Below are 21,891 nucleotides of genomic sequence, written 5' to 3' on the forward strand. Positions count from 1 at the left end.
GACTAATCTCCAGCCGCCCCGCGGGTCAATTCACTCAAAGTCGATGCAGGCAGTCGTCCTCGGCATAAATGGCGGTGTGCAGGCCGCCGTCAGTATTCAGCCAGGCGCGGTACATGCCCGGCGTATTAAAGCTCAGCACGGTCTCGCCGCCCGGTGTCACGGCGACCACGCCGCCGTTACCACCCAGCTCCTTGAGCTCGCCCTGCACAACTTGCTCGCAGGCGTCTGCCAGGCTCGAGCCCACCAGGCGAATACGCGATGCAATATTGTGGGCCACCACGGTGCGCATAAAGAACTCGCCGTGGCCAGTCGCCGAAATCGCCGCGCTGCGGTCATCCGCCCAGGTGCCGGAGCCAATCAGTGGCGAGTCACCCACCCGGCCGTAGCGTTTGTTGGTGATGCCCCCGGTGGAGGTGGCTGCTGCTACATGGCCGTGACGGTCCAGGGCGACAGCCCCCACAGTGCCGAATTTTTTCTCCACACCTCCCGGCTCCAGCAACACCGTCTCCGGTTGCTGCTGTTGCGCAGCCCACTGGCGACGACGCAAAGGCGTGTCGTACCAGTCATTGCTGACATGTTCGAGACCCGCCTGTTCGGACAGGAACAAGTCCGCCCCGGCACCGGCCAGCAGCACATGCTCGCTATGCTCCAGCACCGCCCGCGCACCGCATATCGGGTTGCGCACATGATGCACGCCGGCTACGGCTCCGGCTTCCAGGTTGGCCCCGTTCATGATCGCGGCGTCCAGTTCGTGGTCACCGCTGTGGGTAAACACCGCGCCTTTGCCGGCGTTGAACCAGGGGCACTCTTCAAGCTCAACCACACTGGCTTGTACCGCATCCAGACTGCTGCCGCCCTTTTCCAGGACATCGACACCCGCCTTGAGCGCCTGCAGCAGTGCTGCGTGGATCGCCTGTTCGTCTTCGCGGGTCAAAACACCGGGCATCAGCACACCGGCACCGCCATGCAAGGCCATCGCAATGGATTGGGTCATTGGGCATGCACTCCGTGATTGATGATCTGGCTCAAAAAACGTTGGGTTCGAGGTGATTCAGGGGCTGAGAAAAACCGCTCCGGGGGGGCCTCTTCAATGATTTCACCCTGATCCATAAAGACAATGCGGTCGGCTACCTTGCGTGCAAAACCCATTTCGTGGGTCACGCAGATCATGGTCATGCCTTCCTGGGCCAGGCCGGTCATGACGTCCAGCACTTCCGCGATCATTTCCGGGTCCAGGGCCGAGGTCGGCTCGTCAAACAGCATGACCTTGGGTTGCATGCACAGCGCCCGGGCTATGGCGACTCGTTGCTGCTGACCACCGGATAACTGCGACGGAAACTTGTTGGCGTGGTCGCGCATCTTGACCTTGTCCAGCAAACCCAGCGCTCGTTCAATGGCCTCAGCCTCGGGCACGCCCAGGTTGGAAGTCTGCGGTAACGTGCAGTTTTTCAGCACCGTGAGGTGCGGGAACAGGTTGAAGTGCTGGAAGCACATGCCCACCTGGCGGCGGATGCGCTCAAGCCCCTTGAGGTTGCCGTCAAGTTCCTCGCCCAGCACGACAACCAGGCCCTGCTGGTGTTGTTCCAGCTGGTTGATGCAGCGGATCAGAGTTGACTTGCCGGAGCCCGAAGGCCCGCAGATCACTACTTTTTCCCCGGCATGGACATTCAGCGAGATGTTTTTCAGCACATGGGCATTGCCGAACCACTTGTTCAATTGTTCGATGCGTACCATTGCGGCGGCATCAGCCTTGGGTTTGCTGATCATGAGCGGCTTTGCTCCATACGTTGTTCAAGGTGTCGGGCATAGCGCGACAGTGCAAAACAGATGACGAAGAAGTAGATCGCCAGGAAGACGTAGATTTCGTGGCCGTACTCAACCCATTCCGGGGCGACGGCGGTGCTCATGGCGATACCGACGATGTCCAGTACGCCGACGATCATCACCAGCGTGGTCTCTTTGAACAGGCCGATAAACTGCGTGAGCAAGGGCGCAATGGATTGCTTGAGCACTTGCGGCAAAATGATCTGGCCCATGGTTTTCCAGTAACCAAAACCCAGCGCCATGGCCGCCTCGTATTGGCCCTTGGGCAGGTTCTGCAAACCCCCGCGCAGGGTTTCAGCCATATAGGCGGCGGTAAACAGGATCAGCACCAGTTGCACCCGCAAGAGGATGTCGAAGGCCGAATCCGGCGGCAGGAACAGCTGAATCATCAGCGAAGCCATAAACAGCAGCGAAATCACCGGCATCGAGCGCACCAGCTCGATATAGAGCACGCAAAGCATGCGCACCACCGGCAGTTTCGAACGTCGGCCCAGCGCCAGCAAAATCCCCAGCGGCAGCGCGAAAATCATCCCGGCGGTGCCCAGAAATACTGTCACCAGCATCCCGGCGAACTTGGTCGAAGACACCTCGGGCAAACCGGCACCGCCCTTGAGCAGCCACCACATCACGATCGGCAGCAACGCCAGATACGCCAGCAGCAGGCGACGGTCCAGGCGCTTGAAAAACAGCAAGACAAACGCCGCCCCTGCCAGCACCAGTGCCAGGCTTACCCGCCACTGTTCGGCTTGCGGATAGAAGCCGTACACAAACAGGTTCCAGCGTTGGGTAATCGGCAACCAGCAGGCGCCGCCGGGGTTGCAGTCTTTGGCACTGCTGCCGATGAAGGTGGCATCGAATACCAGCCAGTTCAGCGCAGCAGGAATGCACCAGCACAGCAGCGCCAGCACGCCCAGGGTCAGCAGGCTGTGGCCCACGCTGGGGAACAACTGGCTGCGGCTCCAGGCTGCGGCGCGCTGTACCCAGGGCAAGCGCGGCGGTGCCAGCGGGACTGCCAGTGCCTGATTCATTGCGGTCATGTTCAGTGCCCCCTCTGGCCGATACGGTGGTTGTAGATGTTCATCCCCAGGGAGATCACCAGGCTGATCAGGCAGTAAGTGCCCATCACCAGCGCGATGCATTCAATGGCCTGGCCGGTCTGGTTCAGGGTTGTTCCGCCGGTGGACGACACCAGTTCCATAAAACCGATGACCACCCCCAGTGAAGAGTTCTTGACGATATTCAGGTACGTGTTGGTGATCTGCGGGATCATCGGGTAGATGGCCTGGGGTACGATCAACTGGCGCATTGTGGAACCGGATTTGAAGCCGAGTGCCCTGGCCGCTTCGTACTGGCCGCGGTGTACCGACTCAATCGCGCCACGCACAATCTCGGCGATATAACTGGCGCTGTAGAACGACAAGGCCAGGCATAACGCAAGCATCTCCGGCACCAGGGTGATTCCGCCCTTGAAACCGAAACCGCGCTGCACCGGTACTTCCCATTGCACATGGGCATCACTCAAGGCATACACCAGCACGGGCAGCAGCACCGCCCCGGCCAGCAGCGCGGGCCAGCGCCTGGAAGCAAAACCGCGCCACGGCCCGCGGGCTTCCTTCAAGCGACAAAACACATAAGCCAGCAACGTGCCCAGCAGCATGAGGAAAAGCCCCCAGCCGACCACACTGCCCTGTTCGAGCCAGGGCAGAGTGAGGCCGTTGTTGTTCAGAAACACCACGCCAAACAGCGAGGCCGAGTGCTTGACCCCGGGCAGCGCCAGTACCAGGCCGTACCACCAGACCAGATGCACCACCAGCGGCACATTGCGCAAAAATTCGATGCAGGTGCCGCTCAGGCGCTTGATCAGCCAGTTGTCCGAGACGCGCGCCATGCCCAGCGCACCTCCCAGCAGGGTCGCCAGCACAATGCTCAGCACCGACACCAGCAGCGTGTTGAGCAAGCCCACCAGATAGGCGCGGGCATAGGTCGCATCCGGGGTGTAATCAATCAGCGAGAAGCTGATGTCATAGCCTGCGCGCTGAGACAGAAAACCGAATCCCGAGGCGATATTGAGGTTCTTCAAGTTCAGCGCGGCGTTGCTGGAGAGCAGATAAAACACCGCGGCAACCAGAGCCAGTACCAGCCCCTGCTGCAGCACGCTCGACAGGCGCAGATTGGGCGAACGATGGGTCGACATCACAGAAATCCCCTCAGCGAATCGGCGGCGCGTACATCAGGCCATGGTCTTTCCAGCTGCGGTTGAGGCCGCGCGGGATGTTCAATGCCGTCTGCTGGCCGAGGTTACGGTCGTAGATTTGCGCGTAGTTGCCGACTTGCTTGAGGGCGCGATAGGCCCAGTCACTGTCCAGGCCAAAGGACTTGCCGATGGTGCCTTCGGTGCCCAGCAAACGGGCGATATCGGTGGATGCGCTCTTGTTGCCACGCAACTCGTCGACGTTATCCGAGGTCACGCCCAGTTCTTCGCCGGTCATCAGGGCATAGGCGGTCCAGGTCACAATATTGCGCCAGACCGTATCACCCTGTGCGACAAAGGCCCCCAACGGCTCCTTGGAAATCACCTCGGGCAGCAGCGCATAGTCCTTGGGGTTGTTCATCAGCGCCAAACGCGCCGCCAGCCCCGAAGAGTCATTGGAAATGGCGTTACAGCGCCCGCGCTGGAAGGCAGCGTAGAGTTCGGGGCTTTTTTCGATGACCACGGTTTTGTAAGTCAGGCCACGGCGGCCAAAATAGTCCTCCAGGTTTTGCTCGGAGGTGGTGCCCGGTGACAGGCAGAAAGTGGCACCGTCCAGGTCGGTGAGTTTCTCGATGCCGTCGGCAGCGTGGGTCATAAAGCCCTGGCCGTCGTAGAACCAGACCGTGGTGAAGTCCACGCCCAGGTTGGCTATGCGTTCAGCGGTCCAGGAAGCGGCACGGGACAGAATGTCGATCTCCCCGGAAGCCAGGGCGGTAAAGCGGTTTTTGGCGGTGGTGGTCAGGTACTCGACCTTGTCTGCATCCCCCAGCACCGCAGCGGCCACAGCGCGGCACAGGTCTACGTCCATACCGGTCCAGCGGCCCTTGTCATCGATCAGCGAAAACCCCGGCTTGTCACCTGCTACCCCGCAGCGCACGCTGCCATGGGCTTTGACCTTGTCCAGCACACCTGCCTGGGCAGCCTGGGCACCGGTCAACAGCAGGGCCAACAGCGGAGCCCCCAGCAAAAGCTTGGCCCTATTCAATTTGTGCATATCATTGCCCTTTTAAAATTCTTCTTGTTATGCATGTCAACCACAATCCAACGGCAGGTGGCGGTTTAGGTGCACAATAAAGACGGCGGCATGGCGCGGATAGCGGCAATTGATCCACTATGCTGGACGGGCTATCGAATATTGGAATAAGTCTATGAACATTGACTGGTACGAAGATTTTCTCGCCCTGGCCGATACCGGCAAGTTCACGGCCGCGGCCAGCATGCGCAACTCATCGCAATCGGCGCTGAGCCGACGCATTCAATTGCTGGAAGCCCACCTGGGCGCGACCCTGATCGACCGCGAGCGCAACCCGGTGCGCCTGACCGCTGCTGGCGAAGCGCTGCTGCCCAATGCCGTTGAGCTGGTACGCATGGCCCGCGACTGCGAGCAAAGCGTCAAGGTGCTCAACCGGCCGCTGACCTTTGCCTCGCTGCATACCCTGGCGTGCAACTTTTTCCCGGGCTGGATCAGCCAGTTGAACAGCCCGCAGGCGCCGCTGTTCACCCGTATCGACACGGGCTATCGCAGCACCGACGACTACTACATGGCGCTGATGTCCGGGCGCTGCGACTTCATCCTGTTCTATCGCGACACCAAGACCGCACCCTACTCGCGCCAGAGCGAGTTCGAGGTCAAGTCCCTGGGTCATGACGAGCTGTACTGGGTGGCCACTCCGCAACTGGCGGCGCATTGCACCCAGACCGACGAACCGATCCCGCTGCTCAGCTATTCGCGCAGTGCGCAATTGCATGAACTGTCGCGTACCCAGATCAACCGTCACCCCCAGCCTCAGCGTTTGCTGCAGGTATTCGAGGCCACGGTGTCCGAGGCACTCAAACCGATGGTCGCCAGTGGCCAGGGGGTGGCGTGCATGCCCCACAGCATGGTGGCGCCGCTGATTGAGCGCGGTGAACTGGTGCGCGTGTACCCGGACATGGAGTCCGACCATCTGGAAGTGATCCTGGTGCGCTGGCGGGACAACCGCAACCCCCAGGCAGAAGCGCTCTGGCAGCGGTTGTAAAATCCACCTGATGCGCAAGCCCCTTGTGGGAGCGGGCTTGCTCGCGAAGCCAGCGCCTCGGTATTGCGGATACACCGCGCCGACCCAATCGCGAGCAAGCCCGCTCCCACAAGGCACGGTACATATTTACGACATCAAATATCACATGGGCTGGCTGTGCAGGCAGGAGTTTCGCTAAGCTCTGCGGTTTCCCATTGTCCTCAAGCGGTAAGCCCATGATTGAAGTCACCGAGGTGTCCATAGCCCAACTGCGCGCCGCGCTCGAATCCGGCCAGACCACGGCGGTAGAACTGGTACAGGCTTATCTGGCGCGGATCGACGCCTACGACACAGCTGACACCCCCACCGCCCTCAATGCCGTGGTGGTGCGCAACCCCCTGGCAATGACCGAGGCGCAGGCCTCCGACGACCGCCGGGCCAAGGGCCAGACCCTCGGCCCGCTGGACGGCATCCCCTATACCGCCAAGGACAGTTACCTGGTCAAGGGCCTGACCGCCGCGTCGGGCAGCCCCGCCTTCAAGGACCTGGTGGCGTACCGCGATGCATTCACCATCGAGCGCCTGCGCGGTGCCGGTGCCATCTGCCTGGGCAAGACCAATATGCCGCCCATGGCCAACGGCGGTATGCAGCGCGGGGTCTATGGCCGCGCTGAAAGCCCGTACAACGCCCACTACCTGACGGCACCTTTTGCCTCCGGCTCGTCCAACGGTGCGGGTACGGCCACGGCGGCCAGCTTCTCGGCCTTCGGCCTGGCGGAAGAAACCTGGTCGAGCGGGCGCGGCCCGGCGTCCAACAACGGTCTGTGCGCCTACACCCCTTCACGGGGCGTGATTTCGGTACGTGGCAACTGGCCGCTGACGCCGACCATGGACGTGGTGGTGCCCTTTGCCCGCACCATGGCCGACTTGCTCGAAGTCCTCGATGTGGTCGTGGCTGAAGATACTGATACCCGTGGAGACCTGTGGCGCCTGCAGCCCTGGGTACCGATTCCGAGTGTGGCTTCGGTGCGTCCGGCCTCCTATGCACAACTCAATGCCAGCAGCGAAGCACTGGCCGGCAAACGCTTTGGCGTACCGCGCATGTATATCAATGCCGACCCCGAGGCCGGCACATCCGAAGCACCGGGCATCGGCGGCCCCACCGGGCAACGCATCATCACCCGTGCCTCGGTGATCGACCTGTGGCAAGCCGCGCGCAAGGCCATCGAGGCCCAGGGCGGAGAAGTGATTGAAGTGGACTTCCCGCTGGTCTCCAACTGCGAAGGCGATCGCCCCGGCGCGCCAACCGTGTTCACCCGCGGGCTGGTGTCCAAAGAGTTTATGCATGACGAGCTTTGGGAGTTGTCCGCGTGGGCGTTCGATGATTTCCTGCGCGCCAACGGTGACCCTAAACTCAACCGGTTGGCCGACGTTGATGGGCCGCTGATTTTCCCTCACGACCCGGGCACCCTGCCCAACCGTGAAGACGAACTGGCGGCAGGCATGGATGAATACGTGCGCATGGCCCAGCGCGGGATTACCCCGTGGGATCAGATCAGTAGCGTGCCAGACGGTCTGCGGGGCCTTGAAAAAACCCGGCGCATCGACCTGGAAGACTGGATGGACCGCCTGGGACTGGATGCCGTGCTGTTCCCGACCGTGGCCGATGTGGCCCCGGCAGATGCGGATGTGAACTCGGCGTCGGCGGATATCGCCTGGAGCAACGGCGTCTGGGTGGCCAACGGCAACCTGGCCATCCGCCATCTGGGCGTACCGACCGTGACCGTGCCCATGGGCGTGATGGCCGATATCGGCATGCCGGTGGGGCTGACGTTTGCCGGTCGCGCCTATGACGATTCGACATTGCTGCGCTTTGCTTCGGCATTTGAGGCAACCGGCAGCAAACGCATGATCCCGCCGCGTACACCGCCGTTGACGTGATGGCATGGGCGGGATCTGTGAGCAGCGCCGCTCATAGGTCCCGCCCTCACACCGGGTGGTAAAAACACCCCGCAATTCCTGTGGGAGCGAGCCCGCTCGCGAAGACATCCCTGCGGTTTACCCGAAAGACCGCGTCGCCTGCATCGCGAGCAGGCTCGCTCCCACATTACCCGCCCCCGCACCCGCTCCTGATCGACTCTCCAGACTCCAGCAAATCTTTTCCCCTGCCAGCCCCCGGTCACAATCGACAACATCACTGAATTTTTAGTTGTATACAATAATAACCAATTCTGGTTACATCATTGCACGCCTACGACTCCGGCAATCGCCGCTGCGTATTGCGATGGTCAAACACCATGCAGCTTGCACAGCCGCTTCAATTCAACGCGCCTTACCGGCGCATGTCATCGCGTATTCACTGCGCCCATGGGTGTGCCAGTGAACCGACCGCCCCTGCCCAGCCATGCTGCATCCGGCTGCCAGGGCTTGGCTCAAGCCGAAAACCGATGCCTGCAACCGCATCACGTTGAAAGCAAACTCCAAACGGAAGAGGAATACCCATGGCAAAGACTTTACTGGTCAAGAACGCAGAACTGCTGGTCACAATGGATGGTGAACGCAGGGAAATCCGGCGCGGCGGCCTATTTATCGAAGACAACCTGATCAAGCAGGTCGGCCCCAGCGAATCCCTGCCGCAACAGGCCGACGTGATTCTGGACATGACCGGCAAGGTGGTTATCCCGGGGCTGGTCAACACCCACCACCATATGTACCAGAGCCTGACCCGCGTTGTACCGGCAGCCCAGGACGGCGAGCTGTTCAATTGGCTCAACAACTTGTATCCAATCTGGGCGCGACTCACGCCGGAAATGATCGCGGTTTCGACCCAGACGGCGATGGCCGAGCTGATTCTCTCTGGCTGCACCACTTCCAGTGACCATCTGTATATCTACCCCAACGGCTGCAAGCTGGACGACAGCATCCATGCCGCTGCAGAGATCGGCATGCGCTTTCACGCCGCACGCGGGAGCATGAGCGTGGGCCGTAGCCAGGGCGGCTTGCCGCCCGACTCGGTGGTTGAGAAAGAAAGCCATATTCTCAAAGAGTCCCAGCGTCTGATCGAGGACTACCACGACCCCCGCCATGGCTCGATGCTGCGCATGGTCGTGGCGCCCTGCTCGCCCTTCTCGGTCAGCCGCGACCTGATGCGCGAGGCCGCAGTACTCGCCCGCCAGTACGGGGTCTCGCTGCACACCCACCTTGCCGAGAACGTCAGTGACATCGCCTACAGCCGCGAGAAGTTCGGCATGACCCCTGCCGAGTACGCCGAAGACCTGGGCTGGGTCGGCCACGACGTCTGGCACGCCCATTGCGTACAACTCGACCAGCACGGCATCGAGCTGTTCGCCCGCACCGGTACTGGGGTCGCCCACTGCCCGTGCTCGAACATGCGCCTGGCTTCGGGGATCGCGCCGATTCGCAAGATGCGCGACCACGGCGTGCCGGTGGGGTTGGGGGTTGACGGTTCTGCGTCCAACGATGGCGCCAGCATGATTGGTGAAGTACGTCAGGCCCTGCTGTTGCAGCGGGTGGGTTTTGGCCCCGATGCGATGTCCGCCCGCGAGGCGCTGGAAATTGCCACATTGGGGGGCGCCAAGGTGCTTAACCGGAATGATATTGGTGCACTGGCACCGGGCATGGTGGCGGATTTTGTCGCTTTCGATCTGGGCCATCTGGCCTACGCCGGAGCCCATCACGACCCGCTGGCAGCGTTGGTGTTCTGTACCCCAACCCAGGTCCATACCAGCGTGATCAATGGTCGCGTGGTGGTCAGGGATGGCCACCTCACCACCGTCGACCTGCCGCGGGTGCTGGAACGCCACAACCAGTTGGCCCACCAGTTGGTCAGCGGTGAATAACCCCTTCAGGCCGTTGAGTTCCTGACAGGGCTCAACGGATGCAACTGAGAACGTGCTGTTAGACGCATCTAAAATAACAAAAGCGAGCTACTCACCATGACTTCTACCGCTTCCCCTCGTCCAGAAGACGAAAACCTCGGTACTGGCGCCAACCTGGCCTACGGCCTGCAGCACGTCCTGACAATGTATGGGGGCATCATTGCGGTGCCCCTGATCATTGGCCAGGCAGCCGGCCTTTCATCGGCCGACGTTGGCCTGCTGATCGCCGCTTCGCTGTTCGCCGGTGGCCTGGCCACACTGTTGCAGACACTGGGTATCCCTTTCTTTGGCTGTCGCCTGCCGCTGGTGCAGGGGGTGTCCTTCGCCGGTGTCTCCACCATGGTCGCCATCATTGGCGGTGACGGCGCAGGAGGCCTGCCGGTGGTGTTCGGGGCGGTGATCGTGGCTTCCGTGATCGGCTTGCTGATCACACCGCTGTTTTCCAGCATCACCAAGTACTTTCCGCCCCTGGTGACGGGCATCGTCATCACCACCATCGGTCTGACCCTGATGCCGGTCACGGCGCGCTGGGCCATGGGCGGCAACAGTCAGTCACCTGACTTCGGCAGCATGGCCAACATCGGCCTGGCGGCAATAACCCTGGTGCTCGTGCTGCTGCTCAGCAAGCTGGGCAGCGCCAGTATTTCACGCCTGTCGATTCTGCTGGCTATCGTTATCGGCACACTGGTTGCCACGGCCGTGGGCATGACCGACTTCTCCCGGGTGCTGGAAGGCCCGCTGGTCGCATTGCCCGAGGTGCTGCACTTCGGCATGCCCGAGTTCCGCCTCGCAGCCATCCTGTCGATGCTGATCGTGATTATCGTGACCATGGTCGAGACCTCCGCCGATATCCTGGCAGTGGGCGAAATCATCGACACCAAGGTCGACGCCAAACGCCTTGGCAACGGCCTGCGCGCAGACATGATTTCCAGTGCCCTGGCGCCGCTGTTCGGCTCCTTTACCCAGAGCGCCTTTGCACAGAACGTTGGCCTGGTCGTCGTGACCGGTATCAAGAGCCGTTATGTGGTGGCCACCGGCGGCCTGATCCTGGTGACACTGGGGCTGCTGCCGGTGATGGGTCGCCTGGTCGCCGCCGTGCCCACTGCCGTGCTTGGCGGTGCTGGTCTGGTCCTGTTTGGTACCGTCGCCGCCAGCGGCATCCGCACCCTGGCGCAGGTGGACTATCGCAACAACATGAACCTGATCATCGTCGCCACATCGATCGGTTTCGGCATGATCCCCATTGCAGCGCCCAACTTCTACCAGCACTTCCCGACCTGGTTCGAGACCATCTTCCACTCCGGTATCAGCTCGGCCGCAATCATGGCCATCCTGCTCAACCTGCTGTTCAACCATCTGCGGGCCGGCAACTCCGACCAGCAGTCGGTATTCGTCGCCGCCAGCGACCGTATCCTGCGCTCCCGGGATATCAGCTGCCTCAACGATGGCGATGTATTTCGCGATGGCAAGCTGTTCGACTGCAATGGCAAGGAAGTACCCGTGGTGGAGTCGGACGAGCACTACGAACAGTCCCCGCCCTTGCGTAAAAAGAGCTTCGAGCAAGAACACTAACCTGCCTTAAACCCGGCACAACGGCGCTCAGGCGCCGTTTTGCATACTGCGCCGATTTACACAAGCAGCCAGCTTGCGAACTTTTCCCTGTTTATCTGTCTATGTGAGTACGCGTATCTGCGCGACAAGCGCGAGCTCCAGGCGTCAGTCAGCAGATGGCGACACATTCGAATGATATTCAGAGGTTATCTTCGCTCATGAAATTCCACGCCCCACGGATGGTGCTTTTGAGCCTGTTCGCGTTTGCGGCAATGGGCTCGGCATCAGCTACACCGACAAAGACCCCGCCCGCGGTTTTTGCTACTGAACCTGGAGCCGTTCAGACGACGGCTGCCAATCCCTGGCAAGGCTGGCCGGTGAACAGACAGCACCCCTGCTTGCCCGTGACGACCACCACCGGTATGACAACCGCTGGCAAGCTCGCAGAGACGATCGCCGCAGAGAAAACTGGCGTCGCGATCAATGGCGTCGGGAGCAAGCCCGCCGCGAAGCCGAGCGCCGCCGTCATGACCGGGCCATGCACCAGCGTTACGACAACCATCACCGCGACTATCGTCGCTGAAAAAAACGGCTGCCGAGAAAGCAGCCCCTGTACCTTTTTTAGCAGCCGCTCAACGCCGCCTGTGGCCGCTCGCCGGTAAAGAACAATGGTCGCAGGCGCACGCCCACCGTGTTGCCGATAAACGCTGCCACCAGCCATACCCAGCCATGCAGGCTGCCCGAGGCGATGCCGCTGAAGTACGCGCCAATATTGCAGCCGTAGGCCAGACGCGAGCCATACCCGAGCAGCAGGCCACCAATCACTGCCGCCAGCAGCGAGCGCGGCGGGATTTTCAGGCTGGGAGCAAAACGACCGGCCAGGCCGGCGGCCAACAACGCACCGAGAACGATGCCAATATCCATTACGCTGGTGATGTCTTCCCACACCGGTGCGGCCAGTGCCTTGGCATTGCCCGGCATCTGCCAGAACCCCCAACTGCCAACATCAACCCCCAGTGCGCTTGCCGCCTTGGCGCCCCACAGCGCGAACGCAGAAGTAATACCCCACGGCCGCCCGGCCAGTGCCAGCGTGGCATAGTTCAGCAGCGCAAGACCTATCGCGCCCCAGACCAGAGGCCACGGCCCACGCAAAAAGCGGCGCAGGCCCTGATGTTCACTGGTCACCCCTGCTTCAAGGCTGGCGTGACGGGATTTCTCCAGGCGTACAGTCACTGCGGCGATGATCGCGAACACGGCCAGGCTCAGCAGCAAGGCGGGAGCCACCCCGAAGCTTTTAACGATAGAGGTCGCCGGAAACGCAGGCAGGGCAAACCACCAGTCAACATGCTGAGTGGCGATTAATGATCCACAAATAAAGAACAACAGGGTCACCAGCATGCGCGCATTGCCGCCGCCGACACTGAACAGGGTGCCGGACGCACACCCGCCGCCCAACTGCATGCCGATGCCGAAAATAAACGCACCGAACACCACCGACACACCGATCGGCGCCACCAGCCCGACGACCGGCTGGCCAAACAGGGTGCCCGCCCCCAGCGCGGGGAAAAACAGCACCACAGCCACGGCCAGCATCACCATTTGCGCGCGCAGGCCTGCACCACGGCGATCATTGATAAAGACTCGCCAGGCCGAGGTAAAACCGAATGCAGCGTGATAAAGGGTCAAGCCCAGCGCCGCGCCGACGATCAGCAACAGCACCTGGCGCGTACCGACATTGTTTTGCAGGAAAACAGCGCCCTGCAGCAACAAGATAAAGGCCAACAGCGGCGCAAGCGGTTTGCGCCCAGGGGTTATGGAAAGAGAACGACTCATGGAAATCCCGATACGTATGATTTGGCTGAATTGCGTGGCGGCAAAGTATACCCCAGGCGGGGCTTCGGCCTAACCGTTTGACTTAGTAAGGCGCCAAGATAAACTGCGCCTTATGAATATTTTAGAGAACAAGCACCACATCATGCTGTGTGAACTAGAGAGCGCAGCGCCTGAGGTCAGGGACAGCGTAAAGCTGTGTTTCGAGTTGCTCTCGGCGGCAGCGGCGATCAATCGCGCCTGCGCAACACGGCTGGCCCGCTACAACCTGTCGGAGGGCCGTTTTGTCATCATGCTGACCCTCAAAAACGCGGGAGGCAAGCTCTCCCCTCTGGAACTGGCGACCCGATTGTCGATTACCACGGGAACGGTCACCGGGCTGCTCGATGGTTTGCAGCGCGCCGCGTTGATCAAGCGCAAAACCGACCCGACGGACCGGCGCAAATTGATTATTACGCTGACCGCGCAAGGCAAGCGCGTGGTCGATGACGTTTTTGTCGAGCACACCGCCTGGATCAGCGGAATGATCCAGGACTTGCCTCCCGGGCAACGCCAGGCCCTGGCCGAGTCGATCTATTGCCTCTCGGCCAGCCAAGCGCTCGACCTCGCTACAAAAGCTGGTCGATAGCCATTTGAGTAGCAAGGCGTTGCAAGCTAACGACAAGGCGCCGCTGGCGATACTCAAGGACGAGAACGGGCAGAACGTCGATCTGCGCGATTTTCTCGACATGGGGCCGTGAGTGCATACCAGCAGATGGTAAGTGATCTAACGGCCGCGGGGGCGACGCTGGTTGCCGTCTCGGCGCAGACGCCGCAGTTCACGGGTAAAACCCGTGAAGCGCTGGGGATCACTTACCTGCTGCTCAGTGATATCGACAACCACCTTGCCCGTCAGTACGGCATTGTTTTCGAGCTTGAGGACGAACTGGACCAAATCTACCGTTCCCTGGGTGCGGACCTCAAGAGCGTCAACGGGTCTGACTCGCTGACACTGCCACTGGCCAGTGCATTTGTAATCGACCAGGATGCGGTAATACGCGAAGCGTTCGTCAACCTGGACTACGCGCAACGGGTGGAGCCTGAGGAATTGATTGCGGCAGTCGGCCGCGTTTGACCCAAGTAGCGTGCATGCAGGCATCAGCTCATGTGTGCGCCACAAAACCTGTGGGAGCGCGGCTTGCCCGCGATGGCATCCATACGGTGAGCCTGCCAGACCGCGCCGCCTGCATCGCGATGCAAGCCCGCTCCCACAACGGATCCTGCAAACCGCAGCTCTTAAGTACGCCACAAAACCTGTGGGAGCGCGGCTTGCCCGCGATGGCATCCATACGGTGAGCCTGCCAGACCGCGCCGCCTGCATCGCGAGCAAGCCCGCTCCCACATGGATCCTGCAAACCGCAGCTCTTAAGTAAGCCACAAAACCTGTGGGAGCGTGGCTTGCCCGCGATGGCATCCATACGATGAGCCTGCCAGACCGCGCCGCCTGCATCGCGAGCAAGCCCGCTCCCACAATGAATCCTGCAAACCGCAGCTCTTAAGTAAGCCACAAAACCTGTGGGAGCGTGGCTTGCCCGCGATGGCATCCATACCCGCGTCGCCTGCATCGCGATGCAAGCCCGCTCCCACACTATTCCCTGCGCCCGCCCGCTACATCCCCAGCCAATTCGGCAACGCCAGCGACACAAACGGCACATAGGTCACCAGCACCAGGAACGCCAGCATCACCAGTAACCACGGCGATACCGCACGTACCACTCGAGTGAGCGGCATGTCCGTGACCGCCGAGGTGACAAACAGGTTTAGCCCGGTGGGTGGGGTGATCAGGCCGATTTCCATATTCACCACCATGATGATGCCTAGGTGGATCGGATCAATGCCCAGTTGCATGGCAATCGGGAACAGGATCGGCGCCAGAATCAGGATGATTGCCGAAGGCTCCATAAAAGTCCCTGCAACCAACAGCACAATATTGACCACCAACAGGAACTCAATCGGGGTAAAGCCCTGCGCCACCACCCAGGCGGTAATCGACTGCGGGATCTGCTCGGTGGTCAGCACATGGGCAAAAAGCATGGCGTTGGCAATGATAAACATCAGCACCACGCTCAGCTTGCCCGCCTCGACAATCACCTTCGGGCATTCGCGGACGGTCATGTCCTTGTAGATAAAGATCGCCACGAACGCTGCATACACCGCTGCCACAGCAGCCGCTTCGGTAGGGGTGAACATGCCCGAGTAAATACCGCCGAGAATGATCACGATCAACATCAGGCCCCAGCCGGCACGGCGCCCGGCGGTGACGATTTCCTTGAACGAGGCCCGGGGCAGCGATGGCATGTCCTTGACCCGCGCCAGGATGTAGATGGTCACCATCAATACCAGCCCCAGCAACAGACCCGGCACAACACCGGCCATAAACAGCTTGCCCACCGAGGTTTCGGTGGCGGTAGCGTAAACCACCATGACGATCGACGGCGGAATCAGGATGCCCAGGGTCCCGGCGTTACAGACGATACCGGCAGCAAAATCCTGCTTGTAGCCAGAACGGACCATGCCGGCGATAACGATCGAGCCCACCGCCGCCACCGTGGCCGGAGAAGAGCCACTCAGCGCCGCAAACAGCATGCAGGCCAGGATTGCGGCAATGGCCAGGCCACCCTTGATATGCCCGACGCAGGCGTTGGCGAAATCGATCAGGCGCCGGGCCACGCCGCCGCTGGTCATGAATGCACCCGATAGCAGGAAAAACGGGATCGCCAGCAATGTGTAGTGCTCGCTGGTTTCAAACAGCTTGATCGCCAGCGAACGCACCGAGTCGTTACTGAAGAACAGAATGGTCATGGCCCCGGACAAGCCCAGGGAAATCGCCACCGGAATACCGACAAACATCAGCACGAACAGGGCGACAAAAAGGAAGGCAATAGTCATTTTGGAGTCCCCTGCTGGTCGTTTTCCGCCAGTTTGACGGCGTCGTCCACTTCACTGTGCAAGCCCAGGCCTTGCTGCTTGCCCTGAATGATGCGGATAAAAACCTGCAGAAAACGTACAAACATCAAGGCAAAACCGATCGGCACGATCATCACGATTTGCCATTGCCTGATACCGAAGCGGTCCAGGTCTTCGGCACTGGTGCCAACGGCATACAACGTTGCCACCCACTGCTCGCTGGAGTACGCCATCAGCACGCAATAGCCCAGGCAAATGGCCACTGCCAGCAAGGCCACCCGCCGCTGATTGGCAGGCTTGAACTGGCGCACCAACAAGTCGACGCCAATATGCGCGCCAATGCGCACGCCCCAGGCCAGGCCGACAAAAATCAGCCAGCCGAACATGGCCTTGGTCAGGGCCACACTCCAGGTCATCTCCTGGGCGATGTAGAGAATACTGTCGCCGATGCCGAGCAGGGTCTCGTTGGCGAACGGCAGCGAGTCCCCCAGGGAATAGAAAACACCATAGAGGTTGTTGAATACGACATACGCGAAGGTGACCAGGGTCATACCTGCAAGCAGGAATGCCACCAGCATTTCTTCCGCGTGATTCCAGACACGAACGGCTGCGTGCATGGGTAATCTCCCTTGAAAGAACGGTCGAGAAACGACCAAGCAAAGGTTGCCGTGGCGATCCCCTGCGGGACCACCGACGGCAATCAGCGCTGGCGACTATTAACTGCTTTGGTTGGCCTGCTCGGCGGCCGCGATCACATCAGGGCCGATGTCGCTCTCGAACTTCTTCCATACCGGGCGCATGGCTTCACGCCACAACTCGCGCTGTTCCGGGGTAAGGATAATGATTTCGCTGTTGCCGGAATCGGCAATGCGCTGGCGGGAAGCCTGGTTAAGCGCCTCGGCCTGCTTGTTCACCTCCACGGTGACCTCGGCCATGACCGCATCCAGGGTGTTGCGCACCTCTTCAGGCAGGCCATTCCAGAACTTGGTATTGGTGATCACCATGTAATCGATGGCGCCATGGTTGGACTCGGTGAAGAACTTCTGCACCTCATAGACGTTCTGGCTTTCGTAGTTGGACCAGGTATTCTCGGTGCCATTCACCACACCGGTCTGCAAGCCCTGATAAACCTCGGCAAAACTCATCTTGCGTGGCGCCGCGCGCAGGGCCTTGAACTGCTCATCCAGCACGGCGGAAGCCTGTACGCGGAACTTCAGGCCGCGGGCGTCCTTGGGCTCATAGAGCGCCTTGTTGGCGGACAGTTGCTTCATCCCGTTATGCCAGTAACCAAGCCCGGTAATGCCCTTGCCTTCCATCGACTTGAGCAGAGCCTGACCTTGCGGGCTTTGCTGGAAACGGTCGAGGGCCTGGATATCAGTGAACAGAAAGGGCAAATCGAAAATCTGGATCGGCTTGGAGTAATGCTCGAACTTGGCCAGCGACGGCGCCAGCAGTTGCACGTCACCCAGCAGCAGCGCTTCCATTTCCTTGCCGTCGCCAAACAGCGAGGAGTTCGGATAGACCTCGACCTTGACCTGCCCGGGCAGGCGTTCCTCGGCCAGTTTCTTGAACAACAGCGCGCCCTGCCCCTTGGGTGTGTGCTCGGCGACAACGTGGGCGAATTTGATGCTGATGGGGTCGGCAGCGCCCGCAAAACCTGCGAATAATGGCAATGCGCAGGCCAGAGCCTTGAGAGTGTGCTTGAACATGGGACATACCTCTTGTTGTTATAGATTTGGTAGTGCCTGGTGTTGCCTGTGGTGCGTTTAACCGCTTCGCCTGGCCTCAGTTACAAGGCAGACCGGCCCGGCGCAATACCCGCCGGGCAAGGCCGATGACCGGGGCATCGACCATTTGCCCGTCGAGCACAAACACCCCGCCTGTGGATGCAACCGCATCCAGAACCCGCCGCGCCCAGTCCAGCTCGTCCTGACGCGGCATAAAAGCGGCGTGAATCACTGCCACCTGACCAGGATGAATGCACAGCAGGCCGCCAAAGCCCATATCCCTGGCATCGGCGGCCATGCGGGCCATGCCGGCGCTGTTGTTGATGTCCGCAAATACACTGTCCAGCGGCGGCGCCAGTTGCGCCAGGACGCTGTGCAGCAAAATGGCGTAGCGGGCCTGATCGAGAATGCGCTGCGCGCCAGCCGTATCGCTGGCCAGGCCCAGGTCCAGGCCCAGGTCCAGCGCACCGAAACTCAGGCGCTCCACCCCGCGAGCCTGGGCAATGGCCGGCAATTCAAGCAAGCCCCTGGCGCTTTCGATAATCGGCCACACCGGCTTGCCACACGCCGCAGCTTGTTCGACCTGTGCAGCGCTTTCGGCCTTGGGCAGCAATACCGCCACCACGCCGGGCTGGCGACGGCACAACTCGATATCGGCTGCCTGCTGCTGATGCTGCGGCGCATTGATCCGCACCAGCACCCTGGCCTGCGGATTGTCATTAAGGAAAGCATCCAGACTGGCGCGGGCCTGGGCCTTGAGGTCCTCGGCCACAGCGTCTTCCAGATCGACGATCACCTGATCGGCGCCGCTTTGCAGCGCCTTGGGTATCCGCTCGGGGCGAGTAGCCGGGACGAACAGCGCTGAACGTATGCTGGTGTTATCCATCACGATGCTCCATGCCTTATACCGCTCCTAGTTGATGCAGACGCTGGATCTCGTCCGCGCCATAACCCAGTTCACCCAGCAGACTGTCGGTGTGCTGGCCCAGACCGGGAACCGCCTCCATACGTGGCTCGAAAGCGGTGTTGCACCCCGGTGGCAGCAGCGCCGGCAACTTGCCCGCCGGGCTGTCCACTTCGCACCAGCGTTTACGGGCGGCCAGTTGCGGATGAGCCCACACACCGGCCATATCGTTGACATGGGCATTGGCAATCGATGCCCCGTCGAGCCGGGCAATCACTTCATCGGTACCCATGCCGGCAAAGGTTTCGACAATGATGGCGCGCAACTCGCTGCGATTCTCTGAGCGCCGCGCATTGGCATTAAAGCGCGGGTTGCTCGCCAGGTCTGGCTGTAGCAACACCCTGTCGCAAAATTGCTGCCATTCGCGTTCATTCTGCAGGCCAAGCATCACTGTGCCACCGTCGCCGGCAGGGAACGGGCCGTAGGGGTAGATGGTGGCATGCGCGGCCCCCGCCCGCGGCGGGGGCGCGGCACCGTCGTAGGCGTAATACAGCGGGTAGTTCATCCACTCCACCAGGCTTTCGAGCATCGACACATCGATGCGGCTGCCCTCCCCGGTCTTGTCCCGCAGCAGCAGCGCCGAAAGCACTCCGGTGTAGGCATACATGCCTGCAGCGATATCGGCAATCGAGCAACCGGCCTTGGCCATGTCATGTTCATCCGGCCCGCCGGTCACCGACAAAAACCCGCCTTCACTCTGGATCAGCAGGTCGTAAGCCTTTTTCTGCTCGTAGGGTCCGCCTTCGCCGTAACCGGAAATATCGCAGACGATCAACCGCGGGAAACGCTCATGCAGGGTTGCAAACGACAACCCCATACGTTCTGCCGCCCCCGGCGCCAGGTTCTGTACCAGCACATCGGCCGTGGCCAGCAGCTTGTCGAGCACGTCGGCAGCTTGCTGCTGCTTGACGTTGAGGGTCAGGCTTTCCTTGGAGCGGTTGGTCCAGACAAAGTGCGAGGCCAGACCGTTGACCCGCCCGTCATAGTCGCGGGCAAAGTCGCCGGAGCCGGGGCGCTCGATCTTGATCACCCGTGCACCGAGGTCAGCCAGCTGGCGGGTGCAAAACGGCGCGGCGATAGCGTGCTCCAGGCTGATCACGGTAATGCCGTCCAGCGGCCGGGGTTTGTGCGCGGTGGCGGTCATGATGGTCTCCCGATGCAGCTCAGTACACTCAAGTCGTCAAGATGGCGCAGGTGCCAGACCTGCTCGAGCAGCCCGCTGGCCTGTTCGTCGCTACGCGCTCCCGAGAAGGCCAGCAGGCGGCGAAACTTGTCTTCCAGTTCGGCGCGGCTCAACGTATTGCCCGGGTCGCCCCTGGGCTCATCGATGCTGCCCTGCAGGCTGCGCCCCTGCACCGTGGTCACCAGCACCCGGCCCAGCCAGCGTTGTGGATACGCATCGTCAACGTCGTTATCGAGGACCATACGCACCTTGTCGCGAAACGCGCCAACGCGCGCATCGCTCAGCGCATGCTGATGAAACTCGGGCAAGCCGGCCTTGCCATAGACGGCAATCAGGCCCAGCACCGTGCCCATGGAAAACTTGGCCTGGTGCACGCTCTGCGGCACCTCTACGCGGCCCAATACATCGATGGCGGCTTGATGGACGCGGGTGGTGACACTGGCGATGTCCTCTGCTCCAAGCCCCTCCCGCTGCATCAACGCCAGCAGCGCATCGGCCGCCGGGTGGGTGTGGCGGCACGAGGCGTGAAACTTGAACGAAGTCTCCGTCAGCGCCCAGCGGCTGCCCAGGCGATCGGACAGGCACGCCGGGTTGGCGTCGCTGGACATGCCGGCAGCCATGCCCTGCTCACCCTCAAGAATATTTTGCGCACCGCTCAGACCCTCGCCCGTCAGGTAAGCAGCCAGCAAACCATCAGCGGCGGCCTTGGCGGTATGCAGCTGCTTGGAGTCCGCGGCATCGCGCAGAAACTCCCACAGGCCCGCGGCCTGGGTCCCGGCAGTGCCCAGCAGGTGGGTGAACTGCTGCGGGTTGAACCCCATCAGCTTGCCGACCCCCACCGCTGCCGCCAGGGTGCCGACTGTAGCCGTGGTGTGAAAGATGCGGTAATGCGAACGACCAAGAAACTCACCGATGCGAATGCCCGCTTCATAACCGGCGACGGCGGCGACAATCAGATCGCGACCCGATTTTCCCAGGTCCTGTGCCGCCGCCAGCACCGCAGGAAACACCACGGTCGCCGGGTGCAGCACGGAGCTGTTATGCAGGTCGTCCTGCTCCACCAAATGGGAGCTGGCGCCATTGACCAGCGCGGCAAAATACGCCGAGGTGGTCTGGCCGTTGACCAGAATACCGGCAGGGCCGGTGCCCGGGCCCATCTTCGCCGCGTAGCGTTCAAACAACGGGATCGGGTGCGCGCCCTGACTGGCCAGGGCCGATCCCAGCCAGTCGAGAAACAGCTCTTCAGTACGGCTGATAACGGCTTCGGGTAATTGCTGGTAATCCAGGCTGGCCAAAAAACGGGTGAGCGCTTGCGTGTGCTGACTCATGCCGCGCTCTCCACTCGATTGGACAACTCGATCAGGTTCAGATCCGGGTCACGCAGGTAAATCGAGCGAATCGGCCCCTGGGCACCGGTGCGCATGACCGGCCCCTCGAGGATGGCAACACCCAGGCCGTGCAGCTGCTCGATCACAGCATCCAACGGGGTCGCGACGATAAAACACAGGTCTGCCGAACCCGGCAGTGGCTGGCTGGCCTTGGGCTCGAACTCGGCACCGGCCTGGTGCAGGTTGATCTTTTGCTGGCCGAACCCAAGGGCATGGCGGCCCTGACCGAACACCACGGGCTGCATGCCCAGCACCCGGCTGTAAAAATCCAGACTTGTGGGGATATCCCGTACTGTCAGGACCAGATGGTCCAGATGACTGATCTGCATGTT

At 61.3% G+C, this 21,891-nt stretch carries 20 protein-coding genes; 6 read left to right on the top strand and 14 right to left on the bottom strand.

The genetic code is table 11. The features are described 5' to 3' along the window. Positions 1–34: 34 nt before the first annotated feature. From HBN79_RS22045 to HBN79_RS22065, 5 genes are read right to left on the bottom strand one after another with little or no spacing between them, the layout of a single operon-like run. The gene (locus HBN79_RS22045; protein WP_095023527.1) at positions 35–994 is read right to left on the bottom strand and encodes an isoaspartyl peptidase/L-asparaginase; all 960 of its coding nucleotides are present in this window, start codon (positions 992–994) and stop codon (positions 35–37) included. Then, a complete protein-coding gene (locus tag HBN79_RS22050; protein ID WP_095023526.1) occupies positions 991–1,767 on the bottom strand; it encodes an amino acid ABC transporter ATP-binding protein in 777 nt (258 codons plus the stop codon). The genes HBN79_RS22045 and HBN79_RS22050 overlap by 4 nt, the downstream gene beginning before the upstream one ends. Then, positions 1,764–2,861: an amino acid ABC transporter permease gene (locus HBN79_RS22055; RefSeq protein ID WP_095023525.1), complete on the bottom strand. Its 1,098-nt coding sequence runs from the start codon at positions 2,859–2,861 to the stop codon at positions 1,764–1,766. The genes HBN79_RS22050 and HBN79_RS22055 overlap by 4 nt, the downstream gene beginning before the upstream one ends. Positions 2,862–2,863: 2 nt before the next feature. After that, positions 2,864–4,018 carry an ABC transporter permease subunit gene (locus tag HBN79_RS22060; RefSeq protein WP_095020982.1) on the bottom strand — a complete coding sequence of 385 codons (1,155 nt, stop codon included), beginning with the start codon at positions 4,016–4,018 and terminating at the stop codon, positions 2,864–2,866. Positions 4,019–4,031: 13 nt separating this feature from the next. Beyond that, positions 4,032–5,069 (bottom strand): amino acid ABC transporter substrate-binding protein, encoded by a 1,038-nt coding sequence (locus tag HBN79_RS22065; RefSeq protein ID WP_095000507.1) that lies wholly within the window; start codon positions 5,067–5,069, stop codon positions 4,032–4,034. Positions 5,070–5,223: 154 nt separating this feature from the next. Here HBN79_RS22065 and HBN79_RS22070 point away from each other — a divergent pair, with 154 nt between their 5' ends. The 4 genes from HBN79_RS22070 to HBN79_RS22085 all read left to right on the top strand — a co-directional run bounded on the left by HBN79_RS22070 (position 5,224) and on the right by HBN79_RS22085 (position 11,542). Then, complete coding sequence (locus HBN79_RS22070; protein ID WP_095000508.1) at positions 5,224–6,093, top strand: LysR family transcriptional regulator; 870 nt, start codon at positions 5,224–5,226, stop codon at positions 6,091–6,093. Positions 6,094–6,308: 215 nt separating this feature from the next. After that, a complete protein-coding gene (locus HBN79_RS22075; protein WP_169917196.1) occupies positions 6,309–8,012 on the top strand; it encodes an amidase in 1,704 nt (567 codons plus the stop codon). 560 nt (positions 8,013–8,572) lie between these two features. Then, positions 8,573–9,931 (top strand): 8-oxoguanine deaminase, encoded by a 1,359-nt coding sequence (locus HBN79_RS22080; RefSeq protein ID WP_095023523.1) that lies wholly within the window; start codon positions 8,573–8,575, stop codon positions 9,929–9,931. Positions 9,932–10,027: 96 nt separating this feature from the next. After that, complete coding sequence (locus tag HBN79_RS22085) at positions 10,028–11,542, top strand: nucleobase:cation symporter-2 family protein (RefSeq protein ID WP_169917197.1); 1,515 nt, start codon at positions 10,028–10,030, stop codon at positions 11,540–11,542. A gap of 319 nt (positions 11,543–11,861) precedes the next feature. Here HBN79_RS22085 and HBN79_RS24105 read toward each other — a convergent pair whose 3' ends face one another. Then, a complete protein-coding gene (locus HBN79_RS24105; protein WP_169917198.1) occupies positions 11,862–12,086 on the bottom strand; it encodes a hypothetical protein in 225 nt (74 codons plus the stop codon). A 56-nt stretch (positions 12,087–12,142) separates the two neighbouring features. Further along, complete coding sequence (locus HBN79_RS22095; protein WP_095023522.1) at positions 12,143–13,354, bottom strand: YeeE/YedE family protein; 1,212 nt, start codon at positions 13,352–13,354, stop codon at positions 12,143–12,145. Between the two features lie 112 nt (positions 13,355–13,466). Between HBN79_RS22095 and HBN79_RS22100 the strand changes: the two genes are divergently transcribed. Together HBN79_RS22100 and HBN79_RS22105 are read left to right on the top strand one after the other, a co-directional pair. Further along, complete coding sequence (locus tag HBN79_RS22100; protein WP_095023521.1) at positions 13,467–13,979, top strand: MarR family transcriptional regulator; 513 nt, start codon at positions 13,467–13,469, stop codon at positions 13,977–13,979. Between the two features lie 108 nt (positions 13,980–14,087). Continuing rightward, positions 14,088–14,465: a redoxin domain-containing protein gene (locus HBN79_RS22105; protein ID WP_169917199.1), complete on the top strand. Its 378-nt coding sequence runs from the start codon at positions 14,088–14,090 to the stop codon at positions 14,463–14,465. 533 nt (positions 14,466–14,998) lie between these two features. Here HBN79_RS22105 and dctM read toward each other — a convergent pair. The 7 genes from dctM to HBN79_RS22140 all read right to left on the bottom strand — a co-directional run bounded on the left by dctM (position 14,999) and on the right by HBN79_RS22140 (position 21,888). Continuing rightward, complete coding sequence (dctM, locus tag HBN79_RS22110) at positions 14,999–16,279, bottom strand: C4-dicarboxylate TRAP transporter large permease protein DctM (RefSeq protein ID WP_095023520.1); 1,281 nt, start codon at positions 16,277–16,279, stop codon at positions 14,999–15,001. Next, positions 16,276–16,914 (bottom strand): TRAP transporter small permease, encoded by a 639-nt coding sequence (locus tag HBN79_RS22115; RefSeq protein ID WP_095023519.1) that lies wholly within the window; start codon positions 16,912–16,914, stop codon positions 16,276–16,278. The genes dctM and HBN79_RS22115 overlap by 4 nt, the downstream gene beginning before the upstream one ends. 99 nt (positions 16,915–17,013) lie before the next feature. After that, entirely contained in the window at positions 17,014–18,006 is a 993-nt protein-coding gene (locus HBN79_RS22120) for a TRAP transporter substrate-binding protein (protein WP_095000527.1), read from the bottom strand. 76 nt (positions 18,007–18,082) lie between these two features. Continuing rightward, positions 18,083–18,910, bottom strand: a complete 828-nt coding sequence (locus tag HBN79_RS22125; RefSeq protein ID WP_095023518.1) for a CoA ester lyase — start codon at positions 18,908–18,910, stop codon at positions 18,083–18,085. A gap of 16 nt (positions 18,911–18,926) precedes the next feature. Further along, positions 18,927–20,132: a CaiB/BaiF CoA-transferase family protein gene (locus HBN79_RS22130; protein WP_095023517.1), complete on the bottom strand. Its 1,206-nt coding sequence runs from the start codon at positions 20,130–20,132 to the stop codon at positions 18,927–18,929. Continuing rightward, entirely contained in the window at positions 20,129–21,499 is a 1,371-nt protein-coding gene (locus tag HBN79_RS22135) for an MmgE/PrpD family protein (protein ID WP_095023516.1), read from the bottom strand. Before HBN79_RS22135 ends, HBN79_RS22130 begins: the two co-directional genes overlap by 4 nt. After that, positions 21,496–21,888, bottom strand: coding sequence for a VOC family protein (locus HBN79_RS22140; RefSeq protein WP_095018112.1), 393 nt, complete (start codon positions 21,886–21,888; stop codon positions 21,496–21,498). Before HBN79_RS22140 ends, HBN79_RS22135 begins: the two co-directional genes overlap by 4 nt. Positions 21,889–21,891: the final 3 nt, after the last annotated feature.

Origin of the sequence: Pseudomonas sp. WS 5051 (assembly GCF_012985715.1) — a bacterium.
In the GTDB taxonomy this organism is placed as follows: Bacteria; Pseudomonadota; Gammaproteobacteria; order Pseudomonadales; family Pseudomonadaceae; genus Aquipseudomonas; species Aquipseudomonas bubulae.

Bases quoted from the DNA above. Each gene is read 5' to 3' on its own strand.
- HBN79_RS22045 (WP_095023527.1), bottom strand. From the start codon at position 994: ATGACCCAATCCATTGCGATGGCCTTGCATGGCGGTGCCGGTGTGCTG.
- HBN79_RS22050 (WP_095023526.1), bottom strand. From the start codon at position 1,767: ATGATCAGCAAACCCAAGGCTGATGCCGCCGCAATGGTACGCATCGAA.
- HBN79_RS22055 (WP_095023525.1), bottom strand. From the start codon at position 2,861: ATGACCGCAATGAATCAGGCACTGGCAGTCCCGCTGGCACCGCCGCGC.
- HBN79_RS22060 (WP_095020982.1), bottom strand. From the start codon at position 4,018: ATGTCGACCCATCGTTCGCCCAATCTGCGCCTGTCGAGCGTGCTGCAG.
- HBN79_RS22065 (WP_095000507.1), bottom strand. From the start codon at position 5,069: ATGCACAAATTGAATAGGGCCAAGCTTTTGCTGGGGGCTCCGCTGTTG.
- HBN79_RS22070 (WP_095000508.1), top strand. From the start codon at position 5,224: ATGAACATTGACTGGTACGAAGATTTTCTCGCCCTGGCCGATACCGGC.
- HBN79_RS22075 (WP_169917196.1), top strand. From the start codon at position 6,309: ATGATTGAAGTCACCGAGGTGTCCATAGCCCAACTGCGCGCCGCGCTC.
- HBN79_RS22080 (WP_095023523.1), top strand. From the start codon at position 8,573: ATGGCAAAGACTTTACTGGTCAAGAACGCAGAACTGCTGGTCACAATG.
- HBN79_RS22085 (WP_169917197.1), top strand. From the start codon at position 10,028: ATGACTTCTACCGCTTCCCCTCGTCCAGAAGACGAAAACCTCGGTACT.
- HBN79_RS22095 (WP_095023522.1), bottom strand. From the start codon at position 13,354: ATGAGTCGTTCTCTTTCCATAACCCCTGGGCGCAAACCGCTTGCGCCG.
- HBN79_RS22100 (WP_095023521.1), top strand. From the start codon at position 13,467: ATGAATATTTTAGAGAACAAGCACCACATCATGCTGTGTGAACTAGAG.
- dctM (WP_095023520.1), bottom strand. From the start codon at position 16,279: ATGACTATTGCCTTCCTTTTTGTCGCCCTGTTCGTGCTGATGTTTGTC.
- HBN79_RS22115 (WP_095023519.1), bottom strand. From the start codon at position 16,914: ATGCACGCAGCCGTTCGTGTCTGGAATCACGCGGAAGAAATGCTGGTG.
- HBN79_RS22120 (WP_095000527.1), bottom strand. From the start codon at position 18,006: ATGTTCAAGCACACTCTCAAGGCTCTGGCCTGCGCATTGCCATTATTC.
- HBN79_RS22125 (WP_095023518.1), bottom strand. From the start codon at position 18,910: ATGGATAACACCAGCATACGTTCAGCGCTGTTCGTCCCGGCTACTCGC.
- HBN79_RS22130 (WP_095023517.1), bottom strand. From the start codon at position 20,132: ATGACCGCCACCGCGCACAAACCCCGGCCGCTGGACGGCATTACCGTG.
- HBN79_RS22135 (WP_095023516.1), bottom strand. From the start codon at position 21,499: ATGAGTCAGCACACGCAAGCGCTCACCCGTTTTTTGGCCAGCCTGGAT.
- HBN79_RS22140 (WP_095018112.1), bottom strand. From the start codon at position 21,888: ATGCAGATCAGTCATCTGGACCATCTGGTCCTGACAGTACGGGATATC.